Annotated in this window: 14 protein-coding genes; 7 read left to right on the forward strand and 7 right to left on the reverse strand. The window is 68.5% G+C overall.

Going from position 1 to position 16,985, the window contains the following annotated elements; genetic code table 11:
* Nucleotides 1-31 precede the first annotated feature (31 nt).
* The gene (locus D5S18_RS13540) at nucleotides 32-3,475 is read right to left on the reverse strand and encodes an AAA family ATPase (RefSeq protein WP_120040825.1); all 3,444 of its coding nucleotides are present in this window, start codon (nucleotides 3,473-3,475) and stop codon (nucleotides 32-34) included.
* Entirely contained in the window at nucleotides 3,475-4,659 is a 1,185-nt protein-coding gene (locus D5S18_RS13545) for an exonuclease SbcCD subunit D (protein WP_120040828.1), read from the reverse strand. The genes D5S18_RS13540 and D5S18_RS13545 overlap by 1 nt, the downstream gene beginning before the upstream one ends.
* Before the next feature lie 233 nt (nucleotides 4,660-4,892).
* Between D5S18_RS13545 and D5S18_RS13550 the strand changes: the two genes are divergently transcribed.
* A complete protein-coding gene (locus D5S18_RS13550) occupies nucleotides 4,893-6,050 on the forward strand; it encodes a DNA recombination protein RmuC (RefSeq protein WP_120040830.1) in 1,158 nt (385 codons plus the stop codon).
* A gap of 62 nt (nucleotides 6,051-6,112) precedes the next feature.
* Entirely contained in the window at nucleotides 6,113-6,976 is an 864-nt protein-coding gene (locus D5S18_RS13555) for a DUF6542 domain-containing protein (protein WP_203236720.1), read from the forward strand.
* Nucleotides 6,977-6,997: 21 nt separating this feature from the next.
* Here the strand turns inward: D5S18_RS13555 and D5S18_RS13560 are convergent, their stop codons facing one another.
* Entirely contained in the window at nucleotides 6,998-8,002 is a 1,005-nt protein-coding gene (locus tag D5S18_RS13560) for a 4-hydroxy-3-methylbut-2-enyl diphosphate reductase (protein WP_120040832.1), read from the reverse strand.
* 128 nt (nucleotides 8,003-8,130) lie between these two features.
* Between D5S18_RS13560 and D5S18_RS13565 the strand changes: the two genes are divergently transcribed.
* Genes D5S18_RS13565 through D5S18_RS13575 form a run of 3 tightly spaced genes read left to right on the forward strand, consistent with a single transcriptional unit; the run spans nucleotide 8,131 to nucleotide 10,230 of the window.
* The gene (locus D5S18_RS13565; protein WP_120041022.1) at nucleotides 8,131-8,712 is read left to right on the forward strand and encodes a lipid droplet-associated protein; all 582 of its coding nucleotides are present in this window, start codon (nucleotides 8,131-8,133) and stop codon (nucleotides 8,710-8,712) included.
* On the forward strand, nucleotides 8,709-9,974 hold the full coding sequence (xseA, locus tag D5S18_RS13570; protein ID WP_120040834.1) for an exodeoxyribonuclease VII large subunit: 1,266 nt from the start codon (nucleotides 8,709-8,711) through the stop codon (nucleotides 9,972-9,974). Before D5S18_RS13565 ends, xseA begins: the two co-directional genes overlap by 4 nt.
* A 1-nt stretch (nucleotide 9,975) precedes the next feature.
* Nucleotides 9,976-10,230, forward strand: coding sequence for an exodeoxyribonuclease VII small subunit (locus D5S18_RS13575; RefSeq protein WP_120040836.1), 255 nt, complete (start codon nucleotides 9,976-9,978; stop codon nucleotides 10,228-10,230).
* Between the two features lie 15 nt (nucleotides 10,231-10,245).
* Here D5S18_RS13575 and D5S18_RS13580 read toward each other — a convergent pair whose 3' ends face one another.
* The gene (locus tag D5S18_RS13580; RefSeq protein WP_120040838.1) at nucleotides 10,246-10,809 is read right to left on the reverse strand and encodes a DUF4245 domain-containing protein; all 564 of its coding nucleotides are present in this window, start codon (nucleotides 10,807-10,809) and stop codon (nucleotides 10,246-10,248) included.
* A 133-nt stretch (nucleotides 10,810-10,942) separates the two neighbouring features.
* On the opposite strand from D5S18_RS13580, the gene glpX reads away from it, so the two are divergent.
* Together glpX and D5S18_RS13590 are read left to right on the forward strand one after the other, a co-directional pair.
* Entirely contained in the window at nucleotides 10,943-11,986 is a 1,044-nt protein-coding gene (gene glpX / locus D5S18_RS13585; protein ID WP_120040840.1) for a class II fructose-bisphosphatase, read from the forward strand.
* A gap of 144 nt (nucleotides 11,987-12,130) precedes the next feature.
* Nucleotides 12,131-13,531, forward strand: coding sequence for a class II fumarate hydratase (locus D5S18_RS13590; protein WP_120040842.1), 1,401 nt, complete (start codon nucleotides 12,131-12,133; stop codon nucleotides 13,529-13,531).
* Between the two features lie 404 nt (nucleotides 13,532-13,935).
* Here D5S18_RS13590 and D5S18_RS13595 read toward each other — a convergent pair whose 3' ends face one another.
* From D5S18_RS13595 to phoH2, 3 genes are all read right to left on the reverse strand, one after another.
* On the reverse strand, nucleotides 13,936-14,793 hold the full coding sequence (locus D5S18_RS13595; protein WP_120040844.1) for an acyl-ACP desaturase: 858 nt from the start codon (nucleotides 14,791-14,793) through the stop codon (nucleotides 13,936-13,938).
* A gap of 101 nt (nucleotides 14,794-14,894) precedes the next feature.
* Nucleotides 14,895-15,434 carry an LGFP repeat-containing protein gene (locus tag D5S18_RS13600; protein WP_120041024.1) on the reverse strand — a complete coding sequence of 180 codons (540 nt, stop codon included), beginning with the start codon at nucleotides 15,432-15,434 and terminating at the stop codon, nucleotides 14,895-14,897.
* A gap of 187 nt (nucleotides 15,435-15,621) precedes the next feature.
* A complete protein-coding gene (gene phoH2, locus D5S18_RS13605; RefSeq protein ID WP_439651120.1) occupies nucleotides 15,622-16,950 on the reverse strand; it encodes an RNA 5'-3' helicase PhoH2 in 1,329 nt (442 codons plus the stop codon).
* Nucleotides 16,951-16,985 lie beyond the last annotated feature (35 nt).

Raw genomic sequence — 16,985 nt, forward strand, 5'->3', positions numbered from 1 at the left:
GGGCGCAGCGCAGATCGACAAATGCCGCCTGTCAGGCGAAGGTTGCCTCGAGATGGGATCCAGACCTGGTGCGCCGCACGTACAGCCTGCTCGGAATTCGCTGGCGCATCTCGTCCACATGGCTGACCACGCCGACTACCCGACCGCCCGCGCGCAGCTCGTCCAATACACCCATCACCGCATCCAAGGTCGCGGCATCGAGGCTGCCGAAACCTTCATCGATGAACAGCGTGTCGAGCACCAGGCCGCCGGATTCGGCGGCCACCGTATCGGCCAGTCCGAGCGCCAATGCCAGTGCGGCCATGAAGGTCTCACCGCCGGAAAGGGTGTTGGACGGGCGGATCGCCCCGGTGTAGTCGTCGCGGATATCGATCCCGAGACCGCCGCGCCTGCCGCGCTGACCGGCCCGATCGGTGTGCACGAATTCGTAACGGCCACCGGACATTCGGCGCAACCGCACCGACCCGGCCAGGGCCACCTCCTCGAGCCGCGCGGCAAGTACGTACGAGCGCAGCGACATCCGCCGATTGTTGACCCCGCGCCCGGCCACCACATCGGCCAGCCCCGCCAGTTCCTCGTGCGCCGTGCGCACCGGCGCGATCCGATCCAGCGCCGCCCACAGTTGCCCGCCCAACTCCTCGAGCTGCCCCACCCGCTCGATCGCCCGCGCCTGCGCCGCCACCGCCGCGTCCAAGCGCGTCCGCGCCGCCGCCACCTCGGCCGCCACCGGCCCCTGATCCCCCGGCGGACTCTCCCCCGCCGCCACTATCTCCGGCTCCGCCAACACCGCTTCCGCATGCGCCCGCTCCCGGTCGGCCGCCAACAACTCCGCCTCGATTTCCCGCTGCCGCTCCCCCGATCGCAGCGCGGCATTGACGACCTTGGCGAAGGCGGTCAATACCGCGACGTCATCGCGCGGCGGACCGCTCTGATCCAACGCGGACGTCTCAGCAGGCTCGACACCGGAACCACCTGTCGTACACCGCGATTCGAGCAGGTCGCCGTGTCCCGCACTTCCGCCTGCATCGACAGTCGTTTCGAGTGCGAAACCGAGTTGCGTAGGCCCAGCGGCGGTCGGCGGTGCCAGACCCGCGGCACCGCTGCTCGATTGGGGCACCGCACCTGACAACTGGGCGTCCGAAGCATCGGACTCCGCCGGGTTCATTGCCGCTACTGTCGCGATATCGTCCGATTTCGCCGTCGCGGGCGGGACCGGATCGGGCAGCGCCCAACCCTCTGGAACGAATCCTGCTGCCAGGGACAGAGATTCGATACGATCGGCGAGGATTGTCACCTGAGCGCGTGCGGTGGATTCGGCGCGGCGAACCGCACGCAGAGCGGTCGCGGAGTCGATGAGGGTGGTGAGACGGGTGCGGCGGCGGGCGATGGCGCCGTCGCGGCCCGCGGCGGCGCGCAGGCGGGCGGTGAGTTCGGTGAGGCGGGATTCCGCGGCGGCAATACGGGAGGTGACCGCGCCTTGCCGGGACTCGGTGGCACGCAGGGTTTCGTGCAGGCCGGCCTCCTCCTCGCGCAGGCCGGTCAGCTCGGCGGTGAGTCGGCCGGCGATATCCGCGAGTTCGGCCGCGTCCGAATAGGTGTCGGTGGCTTTGCGCAGTGCGGCGGCCAGCACGGCGCGGTCGGCAGCGCCACCGCGTGCGATGAGGCCCTCGATCTCGCGTTCCAGATCGGTGCTGCGGGCCAGCGCACGATCACGGGCGCTCTCCGCCCGGCGTTCGGCCGCTACCGCCTGTTCCTCGGCCTCCTTGGACACCGCGCTCTCGGTCGCGCGCGCGGGTGCCGGGTGTTGCGCGGAGCCGCATACCGCGCACGGCGCGCCTTCGACCAACTGAGCGGCGAGTTCGGCCGCCATCCCCGCCAAACGCCGCTCCCGCAGTTCGATCACCTGCTCCCTGGCGTCGAGATGCGCGACCCGCGCCCGCTCCTCCTCGATCCGCACACGGTCGAGATCGGTTCTGCGCGAATCCAATTCGATCGCCGCAGCGGCCGCCGCCCGCAACCGCTCGCACTCCCCGGCAAATCCGGGCAAGGCGGCGGCCGCCGCATCGGCCTCGCGGACCCGCGACTGCGCGGCGGCCAGCGCCTCGGGCAATTGCTCGCGGCGCAGCAGCAATCCGGCCACTCGCTCCCCCAGCGCCGCGGCCTCGCGCCGAAGTTCGACGACTTCCTCGCTCAGCCGATCGGCGGCCCGCGCATCGCCCGCGACCTCGTCCAAGGCTCCGATTCCCGCTCCCCACCGCAAGATCGCGCCATCAAGATCCGCATCTGCTCGCACGAGAGGCACCCGCCCCTCGGGGACATCGCCGCTCCCATCCACAGTGGCTCGATGCGCCGGGTCGGTTCGCGGGGCAATGCTCGAATCCTCGGGCTCGTACTCGATCAGGTCCGGCTCACCGATGTCCGCGCCCTCGGGCTCCAGCATCAGCGATGCCAAAGATCGTGCGGCAGTGGTGGATTCGGCGGAGCAGCGACGCGACGCCATGACCGCGCTTCTGGCGTCGTTGATCTCGGATTCGATGGGAGCGGCGCGCTTGGCGCTGTCCAGTTCGGCGCCGAGGGCAGCGCGATGCGGGCCTGCGACGGTGTAGGCGTCGAGTCGGGTGCGGGCGGCGATGCGGCGGCGGTGCAATTCCTGCGCGCGGCGCTGCGCCTCCGCGGCGGCGCTCGCGGCCTGGAATTCGGTGTGGCACAGCTCATTCGCCTCGGTGGCGACCGTGGCCGCCACACGGGCGGCGGCGAGCAGATCCTGCGACCAGGCGACGGCATCGGGCAACTCGACGGTCTCGGTGACCGAAAGATCCGCCGCCATGGCGACATTGGAGATCAGCCGGGCAATGGCCTCCGTGCGGGATTTGAGCTCCGCCTCCGAGGTGCGGCGCTTGTCGGTGAGCCAGGTCTCGGCGCTGCCGAAACGCGCAGTGTCGAAGAGTTTTTCGAGCAGCTTCTCCCGCTCCTCGTTGTCCGCGCGCAGGAAACGCGCGAAATCGCCCTGCGGCAGCAGCACCACCTGGAAGAACTGGTCGGCACTCATCCCGAGCAGCCGCAGCACCTCATCGCCGATATCCGGTATGCGGGACAGATTCTCACCATGACCGTCGAGCCAGGTCAGGGTGGCCGCGGCCTTGTCGGTGTACATACCCGCGCCGCGCTTCTTGGGACGCTCGTATTCGGGCGAGCGGGTCAACCGCAGCCGACGCCCACCGAGCGTGGCCTCCAGCACCACCAGGGGCGGCGTGTCCACGGGCGCGTGATCGGAGTGCAGCCGCTTGGTGTCGCCGCGCGCGCCGGGCACCCGACCGTAGAGCGCGAACGCGATGGCGTCGAGCACCGTCGTCTTACCCGCGCCGGTCTGCCCGTGCAGCAGGAACAGTCCGTCCGCGCCGAGCGCGTCGAAATCGATGACCGAGGTCGCGGCGAACGGCCCGAAGGCCGTCATCTCCAGGCGATGCAGCTTCACTATGCCGAAATCTCCTGCACAACAGGGTGTTCCGGATGTTCGCGACTTTCCGGACGTTCGCGCACCGCTGCCGTCAATGCCTGCTCCAGCCAGCGCACTTCGCCGGGGGTGGGCGCGCCGCGCACATCGGTGAGGAAGCTGTGCGCCACCTCGCCGTCGCCGCGACCGTGCACCCGCTCCCGATACCGCAACTCCGGATTCCCCTCCGGTCGCTGCCATTCCATATGCACGATGTGCGGGAAACGCGCGCGCAGTTTGCGCAGACCGTCGACCGGGCGCGCGAAATCGGTGAGCACCGCGGAGACATAGTGCTGCTCGGCCGCCGAATGCGCCGCGTCGGTGAGCAATTCGTCCAGGGTGCCGGTCAGGCGGCTGAGTTCGCGCACGATCGGCAGATCGCGCCGATGCACCGAACGCAGACCCGCGGCGTCCAGGTCGATCAACCACACCGCCTTGCGGTGGGAGCTCTCCCCGAACGAGTACGGCAGCGGCGAGCCGGAGTATCGCACCGAATCCGACAGTGTCTGCGGTGAATGCAGATGACCGAGCGCGACATAGTCGATACCGTCGAATGCCGACAGCGGCACCGTCTCCACCCCGCCCACGGCGATGGTGCGCTCCGATCCGGTGGCCTCCCCGCCGACCACGAACGCGTGCGCCAGCACCACGGCGCGCGGTGTGCCGCGCGCGGCGATATCGGCACGGATCCGCCCCATGGCCGCGGCCAGGATCTCGGCGTGCGAACGGGCCTGCGGCACACCGAGTTCGACGCGGGTGATCTCCGGCTCCAGGTAGGGGATCCCGTAGCAGGCGACCTCGCCGTACTCGTCGGCCAGCAGCACCGGCCGATCGACGGCCGCGACCGTGGTCAGCAGATGCAGTCCGCCCGCCGCCGCGAAACTCGCCCCCGCCCCGAGCCTGGCGGCAGAATCGTGATTACCGGAAGTGGCTACGATTCGCGCACCCGCCGCGCGAATGGCCTCGAAACCCCTGTTGCACACCGCGATGGCGTCGGCGTTGGGGATGGAACGGTCGTAAACATCGCCGGGGACGAGCACCACATCGACCGATTCGGCGGCGACCAGGTCCGCGATGGCGGCCAGCGAATGGGCCTGGTCGGCAAGCAGATCGACGCCGTGGAAGGTGCGCCCGATATGCCAGTCCGAGGTGTGCAGCATCCGCATGCCGCGCAACGCTAGGGCACAACACCGACACGTTTCAATCGCGGTTCGGCCGGTGTCGTGCTCGGCCCGGCGTGTCAGGACACCGGCGCGCGCCGCCGATATGCCACAGCGCGCGGCGCACCAAGATGTCACAGCGCGCGTCGCGCCAAGATGTCGCAGCCGCGTGCCCCGTTGATGTGCCACAGTCGCGCGTCGCGCCGTTTTGTCACACCCGTGCGGCACCATCTCTACCTATGTCCGCACCGATGCTGTTCGCGCTGCTGTTGGTGTTCGCCGCGGGCTGCGGCCTGGGCTGGCTCGGGCGCGCAGCCCACGTCGAGCGCGGCGCGGCCGCGGCGGCCACCCGCCTGGCAGGCGCCGAGGCGCGACTCACGGCGGCGGCCGATCAGGAATATCTGCTGCGACAATCGCTCAGCGCGGCCAGCGAGGATTCGGCGCGCAGACATTCGCAGGCCATCGGCGCGATGGTGGAACCGCTGCGCACGGCGCTGGGCGAACTGCACCGCCATATCGAGCAGGTCGAGCATCACCGCATCAATGCCTACGCGGGCCTGCGCGAGCAGGTGGCGGGTATGCATCGCACCTCGCAGCATCTGGCGGGGCAGACGGGTCAACTGGTGGCCGCGCTGCGCGCGCCGCAGGTGCGCGGCCGCTGGGGCGAGATCCAGTTGGAGCGGGTGGTCGAACTGGCGGGCATGTCGCGGCACTGCGATTTCGACACCCAGGTCACCCGTGGCGACCACACGGCGCGGGTGCGACCCGATCTGGTGGTCCGGTTGGCAGGGGGTCGCCATATCGTGGTCGACGCCAAGGTCCCGTTCGAGGCGTATCTCGACGCGTCGACCACCGACGATCCCGACGCCCGCGCCGCGCACCTGACCCGCCACGCCAAACATCTGCGCTCCCATATCGATCAGCTGGCCGACAAGGCGTACTGGGCCGCCTTCGATCCGGCCCCAGAATTCGTGGTCCTGTTCGTCCCCGGCGACCCGTTCCTGGATGCCGCGCTGACCACCGACGCCGACCTGCTCGAGCACGCGTTCGGCCGCAATGTCGTGCTGGCCACCCCCACCACCCTAATAGCGCTGTTGCGCACCATCGCCTTCGGTTGGCGCCAGGAGGCGCTCTCGCACGATATGGCGACCATTCAGCGGCTCGGCCGCGACCTCTATGCCCGACTCGGCACCACCGGCAAACATCTGGACCGGCTCGGCGCCCAACTGGGCAAAGCCGTCGACGCCTTCAACGACACCGTGGCCTCGGTGGAGTCCAGGGTCATGGTGACCGCGCGCAAACTGCGGGAAATGGAGGTCACCGGACCCGAGGTCCCGGTGGTGCACCGGGTCGATGTGCGGCCGCGAGCGGTGCGCAGGGTCGACGTCGAGGAATAGCCCGCGAACCGACCACCGTGCCATGGCACCACGGCGCGGCGCGGCCGGTTAGTGTTCATGTCGTGGCTGCTTCCCAACGTGTGCGAACCAGGGTGCCCGCGCCGCAACGCTCGATCCTTCCGACGGTGCCCGGGGTTCCGGTCATCGCGGCGGTGCTGATCGCGGTCGCGTGCACGGTGGTGGGATTCGTGATCGATGCCCGCGGTGAGGGCGACGAGCTGACCAATTGGTTCGCGGGGGCCTATGTCACGGGTTGTGTGATCGCGGTGCTGGTGGTGCGCTACCGGGCGCTGTTCACCACCCTGGTGCTGCCGCCGCTGCTGCTGTTCCTGGCGGTGCCGCTGGCGTATCAGAAGCTCAGCGGCCACGCGTCGACCGGGATGAAGGATGTGCTGCTTAATCTGGCCATCCCGCTGGTCAATCGGTTTCCGGTCATGGTTTTGGCCACCGCGCTCGCGGTCGCTGTCGGCATCCTGCGCGTGGTGCTGCATCGGCGGGCCGACGGGGCCGGGCAGCCCGCGCCGCGGCGGCGCGGCGAGCGCCCCGGCGGCGACCGGAGCACGCGCGGTCGCGGCACTCGACGCGCGCAACCCGCCGAATCAAGCCGTCGCACTCGCAGACCGCAGCCCGAGATCGACGATCCCGATACCGTCCAGCACCTGCCCAGGGTGAATCCCCGCCGCCCACCGGCCGAGGCACCGCCGCGCGGTCGCGGCTATTCCCGCGAGACGCGCTCCCGCTCCGCCGCGCCCCGTCGCGAGTCGTTCGCTCCCCGCAGCGAGGAGCTACCGCGCACCGCGGCGCGCGGACGCGGCGCGGAGGTGCCGCCGCATCCGCGACCCAATGTCCGCTACCGCGACCGCGAGGGTCAGCCGGAGTTGCGCGAGGTCAACCGCCATCATCGCCGCGATCCCGACGACTACTGAGCGAGCGGCCGCGCCGCGAATTCACTGCCGGGCGGCCCGCAATTCCCTCGGCAGTGCGAAGACGAGCGTCTCGTTCGCCGTGGTCACCGACTGCACCTCGCCGAATCCGTATTCGGCCAGCTTGTCGAGTACGCCGCGCACCAGAATCTCGGGCACCGATGCGCCCGAGGTGATGCCGACGGTCCGCACACCCTCCAGCCAAGCGGGTTCGACCTCGCGCGCGAAGTCGACCAGGTGCGCGGCCCGCGCCCCCGCGTTGAGCGCGACCTCGACCAGCCGCACCGAATTGGAGGAGTTGCGCGACCCGACGACGATGACCAGATCGCATTCGGGGGCCATGGCCTTCACCGCGACCTGACGGTTCTGGGTGGCGTAGCAGATATCGTCGCTGGGCGGATCCTGCAGTTTCGGGAATTTCTCGCGCAGCCGACGCACGGTCTCCATGGTCTCGTCGACGCTCAGGGTGGTTTGTGAGAGCCAGATGACCTTGGATTCGTCGCGCACGGTGACACCCGCCACCGCGTCGGGACCGTCCACCAACTGGACGTGGTCGGGGGCCTCGCCCGCGGTGCCCTCGACCTCCTCGTGGCCTTCGTGGCCGATGAGCAGGATGTCGTAATCGTCGCGGGCGAAGCGCTTGGCCTCCTGGTGCACCTTGGTGACCAGCGGGCAGGTGGCGTCGATGGTGTGCAGGCCGCGCGCGGCCGCCGACTCGTGCACGGTGGGGGCCACGCCGTGCGCCGAGAACACCACGACCGCGCCGTGCGGGACCTCGTCGGTCTCGTTGACGAAGATCACCCCGCGCTCGCGTAGGGTTTCCACCACGTGCCGGTTGTGCACGATCTCCTTGCGCACGTAGATCGGCGCGCCGTGCTTCTCCAGCGCCTTCTCCACGGTTTCGACGGCGCGATCGACGCCGGCGCAGTAGCCGCGTGGTTCGGCGAGCAGCACTCGCTTACCGCCGCCCGAGGCTTCGGATCCGGTCGAGCGAGCGATTCCGAGATTCAGGGGAATGGCCGAGGACATAACCCATATGCTACGTCGCCGTCGGCGGGCGCTTCGCGCGGATGTGCGCGCGAGAATCTTCCGACGCGCGCGGGCCGCACCCGTGGGGCAGTCTTTGCATAGCAGACCATTTCGGGCAGGCTATGACCATGTTCCGACCTCCGTTCCTGGCACGGGTCGCGGCGGGCGCCGCCGTGTACGCCCTGGAAGAAACCCGCCGGTTACCAACGGCCGCAATGAATTTCCCGGTCACGGCGATCAGTCAACTGCTGCAGACCTCCATGCACGTACAGCAGTTCGTGACGAGTCTGGCGCTCAAGGGCGATGCCGTCTTCGAGCGGCTGGGCGGCGCGCCCGCCGAGCAGCCGGAATGGGCCACCTTCGACGAGGACCTGCCCGAGGAGGATCCGACCCCGGCGGCCCGGATCAGCCGGTTCGACCGCTATACCGTCGCCGAGCCGCCCGCCGCCAATGGCAACGGCCACGGCGCGCCCACCGACACCGCGGCGCCTATCGAGGAAACCCCAAGCGCCGCAGCGGAAGTCGTCGAACCCGAGGTCGCGACCAGGTACGACTACCCGAAGATGACCCTGGCCCAGCTGCGCGCCCGCCTGCGCATGCTGACCGTCGAGGAACTCGACGCCCTGCTCGACTACGAGCAGCGGACCAGCGCCCGCGCGCCGTTCATCACCATGCTCACCAACCGGATCGCCACCGTGCGGGCGCAGTGAGCGGCGCGGAGCCCGATCGCGCCAACTCCCCCGAGCAGCCGTGGCCGGTGCGTTCGGTGGCCATCAAGGTCATGCAGTGGATCGATCGGCTCGGCAGTATCTGGGTCGAGGGTCAGATCACCCAGATCAATATTCGTCCCGGCACCCGCACCGCCTTCCTGGTGCTGCGCGATCCCTCGGCGGATATGTCGCTGTCGGTGACCTGCGATCCGGAGCTGCTGCGCCGGGCGACGGTGCCGCTGCAAGAGGGCAGCCGGGTCGTCGTGTACGGCAAGCTCACCTATTTCACCGGTCGGGGCACGCTATCGCTGCGGGTCACCGAGATCCGCCCGGTCGGCGTCGGCGAGCTGCTGGTTCGCATCGAACGTTTGAAGGCGCTGCTGGGCGCGGAGGGTCTGTTCGATCCTCGGCTGAAGCGGCCAATTCCCTTTCTGCCCAAGACCGTCGGGTTGATCACCGGACGCGCGTCGGCGGCCGAGCGCGATGTGTTGACCGTGGCGAAGACCCGTTGGCCCGCGGTCCATTTCGAGATCCGGAATGTGGCCGTGCAGGGCGCGTCCGCCGTACCGCAAATCCTCTCGGCGCTGGCCGAGCTGAACCGCGACCCGACCGTCGAGGTCATCGTGCTGGCGCGCGGCGGCGGCAGCGTCGAGGATCTGCTGCCATTCTCCGATGAGGCGCTGTGCCGCGCCATCGTCGCGGCCACCACCCCCATTGTCAGCGCCATCGGCCACGAACCCGATGCCCCGCTGTGCGATCTGGTCGCCGACGTGCGCGCGGCCACCCCCACCGACGCCGCCAAGCGCATCGTCCCGGATGCCGCCGCCGAAGCCGCCGCCGTGCGCGAACTGCGCGCCCGCGCCGCCGCGGCGTTGCGCGGCTGGGTGGATCGGGAGGCGCGCACCCTGACCCAACTGCGTTCACGTCCGGTGCTGGCGCACCCGCTGCGCGAGATCGACCGGCGCGCCGAGGAGGTCGAGCGGTTGCGCACCGCGGCGCGACGCAGTGCGCAACATCTCATTCGCACCGAGTCCACCGCCGCCCAGCACCTGCGCGAGAAGTTGACCGCCGTCGGTCCGGCCGCGACCATGGCGCGCGGTTACGCTGTCGTCCAGCTTGTGATGGGGAAAGAGCGGCACGTCGTGCGCTCGATCGAAGAGGCCCCCGCAGGCAGTCAGCTCCGTATTCGAGTGGCCGACGGTGCGATCACCGCAGCCGCCCTGGGTGCGAAAGCCCTTGGACCGCAGACAGAAAGGAATTGACGTGGCCGAACCCGGCACCCCAGCCGAGGACGAACTGGCCGAGATCGCCGCCTTCGGCTACGAACGCGCGCGCGACGAACTGGTCAATGTCGTGAAGATGCTGGAGCAGGGCGGCCTGGACCTGGACGATTCGCTGACGCTGTGGGAGCGGGGCGAGGCGCTGGCCAACCGCTGCGAGGAGCATCTGGCCGGTGCGCGTAGACGCGTGGAGGATGCCATCTCGCGTGGACACGGCAGCGCCGAGCCGTCGGAGTAAACCCCTACCGGGCGATCAGGGCCGCACCGGTTGGGCCGAGGTCACGGCCTGCGCCAAAGTGCGGAAGTCGGCGTCGCTGCCCGCGCCCTTGATCAACACCCTGGCCTGCCCGAAATCGGCGATCCACGCCGTCTCCTCACCCTTTTCCGCGTAGACGACCCACTTCTGCTCGCCGATCTGCTGACTCCCGCCCCCGTAGCGGCCGTCGAGCAGGTGCCGGGCCAGCGCCGGTTCGGCGCCGCTTGTCTGGGTCACCTGCATGTAGTTGCCCTGCGGGGTGATGTAGCCGACCGTGGTGAGCGGGCCGCCGCCCGGACCGGTGATGGTGTCGCGCCTGCCGGAATTGGGCTGCCAGTCCTGCGGTACGGCCGGATTGCGGATCGGGAAGTGCAGGGTGCGCGCGTCCTCGCGCAGCGCGGCGGTGACGTCGAAGTGCGGGATCCTGCCCTGGGTGGGGCCATTGGCGGCGAAGCTGCACTGGCTGGCCAGCCCGGCGAAGACCACCGCGAGCAGCACCAACGGGATCAGCGACCAGAACAGGTCCTTGTAGTCGTTGAGGATGCGCGGCTTCTGTGACACGCCCCCAAGTATCCACCGGGTGCTGCCCGCCCCGGCTCAGGGGTGCTACCCATCACCCGTCCGGAGTGCGGGGAATCATACGGCTGAATGAGACAATCGTGCCGGTACATCGACGCACAGGAGGCACCCCGCAATGACGGCAACTTCCCCGACACCCAGCCGCCGCGAGGCGCCGGACCGCAACCTCGCCCTCGAACTCGTCCGGGTCACCGAGGCGGGCGCCATGGCCGCCGGGCGCTGGGTCGGCCGCGGCGACAAGGAGGGCGGCGACGGCGCGGCCGTCGACGCCATGCGCCAGCTCGTCAGCTCGGTCTCCATGCGCGGCATCGTGGTGATCGGCGAGGGCGAGAAGGACGAGGCCCCGATGCTCTACAACGGGGAGCTGGTGGGTGACGGCACCGGTCCCGAGGTGGATTTCGCGGTCGACCCGATCGACGGCACCACCCTGATGTCGAAGGGTTCGCCCGGCGCGATCGCGGTCTTGGCGGTAGCCGAGCGCGGCGCGATGTTCGACCCGTCGGCCGTCTTCTATATGGAGAAGATCGCCGTGGGTCCCGACGCCGCCGAGGTGATCGACCTGTCGGTCCCGATCGGGGAGAACATTCGCCGGGTGGCCAAGGTCAAGAACTCCTCGGTGTCCGATCTCACCGTCTGCATTCTCGACCGTCCCCGCCACGCCGAGCTGATCCAGCAGGTGCGCGACGCGGGCGCCCGTATCCGGCTCATTTCCGATGGCGATGTGGCGGGCGCGATCGCGGCCGCCCGCCCCGATTCCGGCACCGACCTGCTGGTCGGTATCGGCGGCACCCCGGAGGGCATTATCGCGGCCGCCGCGATGCGCTGTATGGGTGGCGCGCTGCAGGCCCGACTGGCTCCGAAGGACGATGCCGAGCGGCAGAAGGCCATCGACGCGGGCCACGATCTGGATCGCATCCTCACCACCGAGGATCTGGTGGCGGGCGACAATGTCTTCTTCTGCGCCACTGGTGTCACCGACGGCGACCTGCTGCGCGGCGTGCGCTACTACGGTGGCGGCGCGTCCACCCAGTCCATCGTCATGCGTTCCAAATCCGGCACCGTGCGCATGATCGACGCCTACCATCGCCTGACCAAGCTGCGCGAATACTCCTCGGTGGATTTCCACGGCGATGAGCACGCGGTGCCTCCGATGCCATGATGCCAAGCGGCGCTTGATCTTTCGCGCCAATCGACATCGCTCCGGGCCGGGGTGCGCATGCCGCGCCCCGGCCCGGAGCGCGCTGTGGGCATTACCTCAGAGGTGTCTGCCCCGCACTGATTCCCGCGGGCATAGGGTCGAATTATGACCACTGAGGACAAGCAGTACCGCATCGAGCACGACACCATGGGTGAGGTCCGAGTCCCGGTCGACGCGCTCTGGCGGGCGCAGACCCAGCGCGCCGTGGAGAATTTCCCGATCTCCGGCCGGGGTCTGGAGCGGGCGCAGATCCGCGCGCTCGGCCTGTTGAAGGCCGCGTGCGCTCGGGTGAATCGCGACCTGGGCCTGCTGGATCCGATGAAGGCGGAGGCGATCATCGCCGCGGCGGGCGAGATCGCCGAGGGTCGCCACGACGATCAATTCCCGATCGATGTCTTCCAGACCGGGTCGGGCACCAGTTCGAATATGAACGCCAACGAGGTGATCGCCTCGATCGCCAAGGCCAACGGCGTGGCGGTGCACCCCAATGACGACGTCAATATGTCGCAGTCGTCCAATGACACCTTCCCGACCGCCACCCATCTGGCCGCGACCGAGGCGGCGGTGCGCGACCTGATTCCCGCGCTGGATCATCTGCGGCTGGCGCTGCTGGACAAGTCCACCGAGTGGCGCACGGTGGTCAAGTCGGGTCGCACCCATTTGATGGACGCGGTTCCGGTGACGCTGGGTCAGGAGTTCGGCGGCTATACCCGCCAGATCGCGGCGGGTATCGAGCGGATCATGGCGGCGCTGCCCCGGCTCGGTGAGCTGCCGATCGGCGGCACGGCGGTCGGCACCGGCCTCAACGCCCCGGCCGGATTCGGCACGCGGGTGGTGGCGGAGCTGGTGGCGGCGACCGGACTGGACGCGCTGTCGGAGGCCAAGGATCATTTCGAGGCGCAGGCCGCGCGCGACGGTCTGGTGGAGGCGTCGGGCGCGCTGCGCACCGTCGCGGTCAGCCTGACCAAGATCGCCAATGACATTCGCTGGATGGGTTCGGGTCCGCTGACCGGCCTGGGCGAGATCCAACTGCCGGATCTGCAGCCGGGCAGTTCGATCATGCCGGGCAAGGTGAATCCGGTGCTGCCGGAGGCGGTTACCCAGGTGGCGGCGCAGGTGATCGGCAATGACGCGGTCGTCGCCTTCTCCGGTGCGAGCGGCGCGTTCGAATTGAATGTCTACATCCCGGTGATGGCGCGCAATCTGCTCGAGTCGATTCGCCTGCTGGCCAATGTGTCCCGACTGTTCGCCGATCGGTGCGTGGCCGGATTGGTGGCCGATGCGGCGCATCTGCGCACCCTCGCCGAATCCTCGCCTTCCATTGTGACGCCGTTGAATTCGGCCATCGGCTATGAGGAGGCCGCCGCGGTGGCCAAGGAGGCATTGAAGGAGAAGAAGACGATTCGTCAGACGGTGATCGATCGCGGTCTGATCGACGAGAAACTCACGCTGGAGGAACTGGATCGCCGTCTGGACGTCTTGTCCATGACCAATCTCGAGAAATAGGACTCCGAAATACCGAACGCCACCTCTGAGGACCGGATGGTTGTCGTCGGTGGCGTTCTCTTCTCGTGGAGTGTGCGGGGGTGGGGTCCCCGGCACCTGGATGCGCGGACCCCGTCCTCGGAATCCGCGCACTTCGCGATGATCAGATCAGAATGGCCAGACCGATCAAGACTGCTGCCACGACTATGGTCGCCACTACAGCGCCCGCGGCCAGTGCAAGAAGCAACATGGATTCTTCCTTTCATCAGGTTCCGCGTATGACGGATGTCCCGCAGAACACGGACATCTGCTAATCGCAGGTCGCGGGTGACCCGTTTCACGAAATGACGCGAAACCGATAAGAGGTAAGAAATTATCACTACGATTACGAGAACCCGACGCCGCCAACGACATCGGGTTTTCGTTCAGCCGCGCAGATGCGCCAATTCGGCGCGCGCCTGCTCGCCCTGCGCACCGCAATCGGTGCGGGTAAAGAATTCCCACCGGCGCAGCAGCGGGCCGAATACCAACTCGTCCTCGCGCGACCGGTCGTAGATGCCCGCCTCGGCCAGCACCTCGTCACTGCTGCGGCCATCGGGCAGTGCCACGGTGGGAACCTTGAACCCGGCGATCCGGTCGGCGATGGCGCGCATCCCCTGATCCGGGGCCTGTTCGAGTCCGACGGCGACGATATTGGCGAAGAACTCCGCCTGGAGTTCGTCATCGGCGGCGATCCGCTCGGACAGGGCGGTGACCATCGGGTTCTCCCCCAGCGCCGCGGTATTGCGGTGCCGGATCGCCGAGGCCGTCTCCTCCAGCGTCAACTCGACGAGCACGTCGAGCAGAGGCATGGCCGGACGACGGAAGCCCTCGGTCATATGGGCCATCCGCAACCGCTCGAGTTCCACCGGGTCCACCGACCTGGTGACCATGAGGTAGTTGCGGATCATGATCTCGTGCCGGTTCTCCTCGGCCGTCCAGCGTCCGACCCAGCGCCACCACGCGCCGGTGCGCAGATGCTTGCCGATCTCGCGGTGATAGGAGGGCAGGTTGTCGGCGATGAGCACGCTCACCGTCAGCGCCAGCTTGGCCGTGGCGCTCAGCTCGGACTGGGCGGGCTCCCAGTCGGTGCCGCCGAGGAACGCGAAATTGCGCCCGTCGTCCCAGGGCACGTACTCGTGCGGCTGCCAACCGTCGGCGATCCCGACATGCCTGCGCAGGTTCTGGTCCACCTCGTCCGCGAGCGCTTCGAGCAACTCACGATCGGTCAAGAGATTTTGCACTCACACAACCTAGCTGCTGGGCCCGCCGCGCGGGCAATTGCGGATGGGAAGTGGGGCGGCGTCCGGAATCGGTTGTGTGCCAACCCCGGACGCCGATCCCGTCAGGAATTGGGGTGCAGCGCGGTCTGACCGTCGATCCAGGTGATCGAGCCGCCGGTGAAATCACTCTGCTTACCGCCGGAGACATCCTTCTCGTCGGTGGTCGGATAGCCGAATTTACCTGCGGGACCGCCGTTGTCCTCCCACGCCTTGCGGATCTCGCCCCAGACGATATGCGCGCCGGTGTCCTTGCTCCACACGATGGCCCCGCCCACGAAGTCCTGCCACTTGCCTTCGTTCGGCCCGGCCTCGGCGGCCTTGACGGGCAGACCGAGGGTGCCGTTCGGACCGCCTGCCGTCACGTACTTCTCGTAAATGGCGCCGGAGACGGCGATCTCGCCGCCCTGGGTGGCGATCTTGGTCTCCTCGACCGGGCCGGAGGTCCCCTCGGCAGGCCCGGCCGAGGAGGTGGCGATCGTGGAGGTCACCGACGCCGCGGAATTGTTGTCCTTGTTGTCGTTCTTGCTGCAACCGGAGATCAGCAGCAGCGCCGCCGCGGCCAGCGCGGTGATGGTTCCAGCCGATCGAAGAGCGTGGTGCATTTCCATCCTCTCGAAAGTGGCTACCCGTGCCCCCGCCGCAGGTAGCCTAGCCGGCACTCGGCAACGACCCGGCGAATCGAACAATCGACTCGCCGGGTCGCCGCCAACTGGTATCTCGGCGGATCCTACCCGCTGTCATGTGAGAGGAAACACACCCTGACCGTTAGCCGGGCCGGGCGAATTCGGATCAGGCGTTGGGGCCGTACTCCTCCAGCATCTCGGTCACCAGCGCCGCGATCGGCGAGCGCTCGCTGCGGGTGAGCGTGATATGCGCGAAAAGCGGGTGCCCCTTGAGCTTTTCGATCACCGCGGCCACGCCGTCGTGCCTGCCGACGCGCAGGTTGTCGCGCTGGGCCACATCGTGGGTGAGCACCACCCGCGAACCCGCCCCGAGCCTGCTCAACACAGTGAGCAGCACATTGCGCTCCAGCGACTGCGCCTCGTCCACGATCACGAAGGAGTCGTGTAGCGAACGCCCGCGAATATGGGTGAGCGGCAACACCTCCAGCATGTCACGGCTGAGCACCTCCTCCAGCACCTCGCGACTGGCCAGCCCGTCGAGGGTGTCGAAGACGGCCTGCGCCCACGGCCCCATCTTCTCGCTCTCGGAACCGGGCAGATAGCCCAGATCCTGGCCGCCGACCGCGTACAGCGGCCGGAACACCACCACTTTGCGCTGGGTGCGCCGCTCGAGCACGGCCTCGAGTCCGGCCGTCAGCGCCAGCGCCGATTTACCGGTGCCCGCCCGACCGCCGAGGGAGACGATGCCGACGCTCTCGTCCAACAGCAGATCCAACGCGATCCGCTGCTCGGCCGAGCGCCCGTGCAACCCGAACGCCTCGCGCTCGCCGCGCACCAACTGCACCCGCTTGTCGGGAGTGACCCGGCCCAGGGCGCTGGCGCCATTGCCGAGCAACCGAAGTCCGGTGTGGCACGGCAGTTCTCGCGCGATATCCAGTTCGATCGCGCCCTCGGAATAGAGCTGATCGATCTGTCCGGAGCTCACATCGAGCTCGACCATGCCCGACCAGCCGGAGGTGACGACATCCTGGGCGTGGTATTCCTCGGCCCGCAGGCCCACCGCGCCCGCCTTGACGCGCAGCGGAATGTCCTTGGACACGAGCGCCACCTCGCGGCCCTCGGCCGCCAGATTCAGCGCGCAGGCCAGGATGCGGGAATCATTGGTGTCGGTGCGAAACCCGACCGGAAGCACCTCCGGATCAGTGTGATTGAGTTCCACCTGCAGCGTTCCGCCCTCGGTGCCGATCGGCACCTCACGATCCAAACGGCCGAACTGCAGGCGCAGATCGTCGAGCAGGCGCAATGCCTCCCTGGCGAACCAACCCAGTTCGTGGTGATGCCGTTTGCCTTCGAGTTCACCGATGACCACCAGTGGCAAAACCACATGGTGCTCGCCGAACCTGGTCACCGCCCAGGGATCCGACAGCAGCACCGAGGTGTCGATGACGAAGGTCACGAGATGATCGAGCGAGGGGCGGGCCCCCTTGTTGTCCAATGGGACAGCGGCGTTCCCCTTCTTGCCGGTGCGGG

The organism is Nocardia panacis (assembly GCF_003598715.1).
GTDB lineage: Bacteria > Actinomycetota > Actinomycetes > Mycobacteriales > Mycobacteriaceae > Nocardia > Nocardia panacis.

Bases quoted from the DNA above. Each gene is read 5' to 3' on its own strand.
- D5S18_RS13545 (WP_120040828.1), bottom strand. From the start codon at position 4,659: ATGCGGATGCTGCACACCTCGGACTGGCATATCGGGCGCACCTTCCAC.
- D5S18_RS13550 (WP_120040830.1), top strand. From the start codon at position 4,893: ATGTCCGCACCGATGCTGTTCGCGCTGCTGTTGGTGTTCGCCGCGGGC.
- D5S18_RS13560 (WP_120040832.1), bottom strand. From the start codon at position 8,002: ATGTCCTCGGCCATTCCCCTGAATCTCGGAATCGCTCGCTCGACCGGA.
- D5S18_RS13565 (WP_120041022.1), top strand. From the start codon at position 8,131: ATGTTCCGACCTCCGTTCCTGGCACGGGTCGCGGCGGGCGCCGCCGTG.
- glpX (WP_120040840.1), top strand. From the start codon at position 10,943: ATGACGGCAACTTCCCCGACACCCAGCCGCCGCGAGGCGCCGGACCGC.
- D5S18_RS13590 (WP_120040842.1), top strand. From the start codon at position 12,131: ATGACCACTGAGGACAAGCAGTACCGCATCGAGCACGACACCATGGGT.
- D5S18_RS13600 (WP_120041024.1), bottom strand. From the start codon at position 15,434: ATGCACCACGCTCTTCGATCGGCTGGAACCATCACCGCGCTGGCCGCG.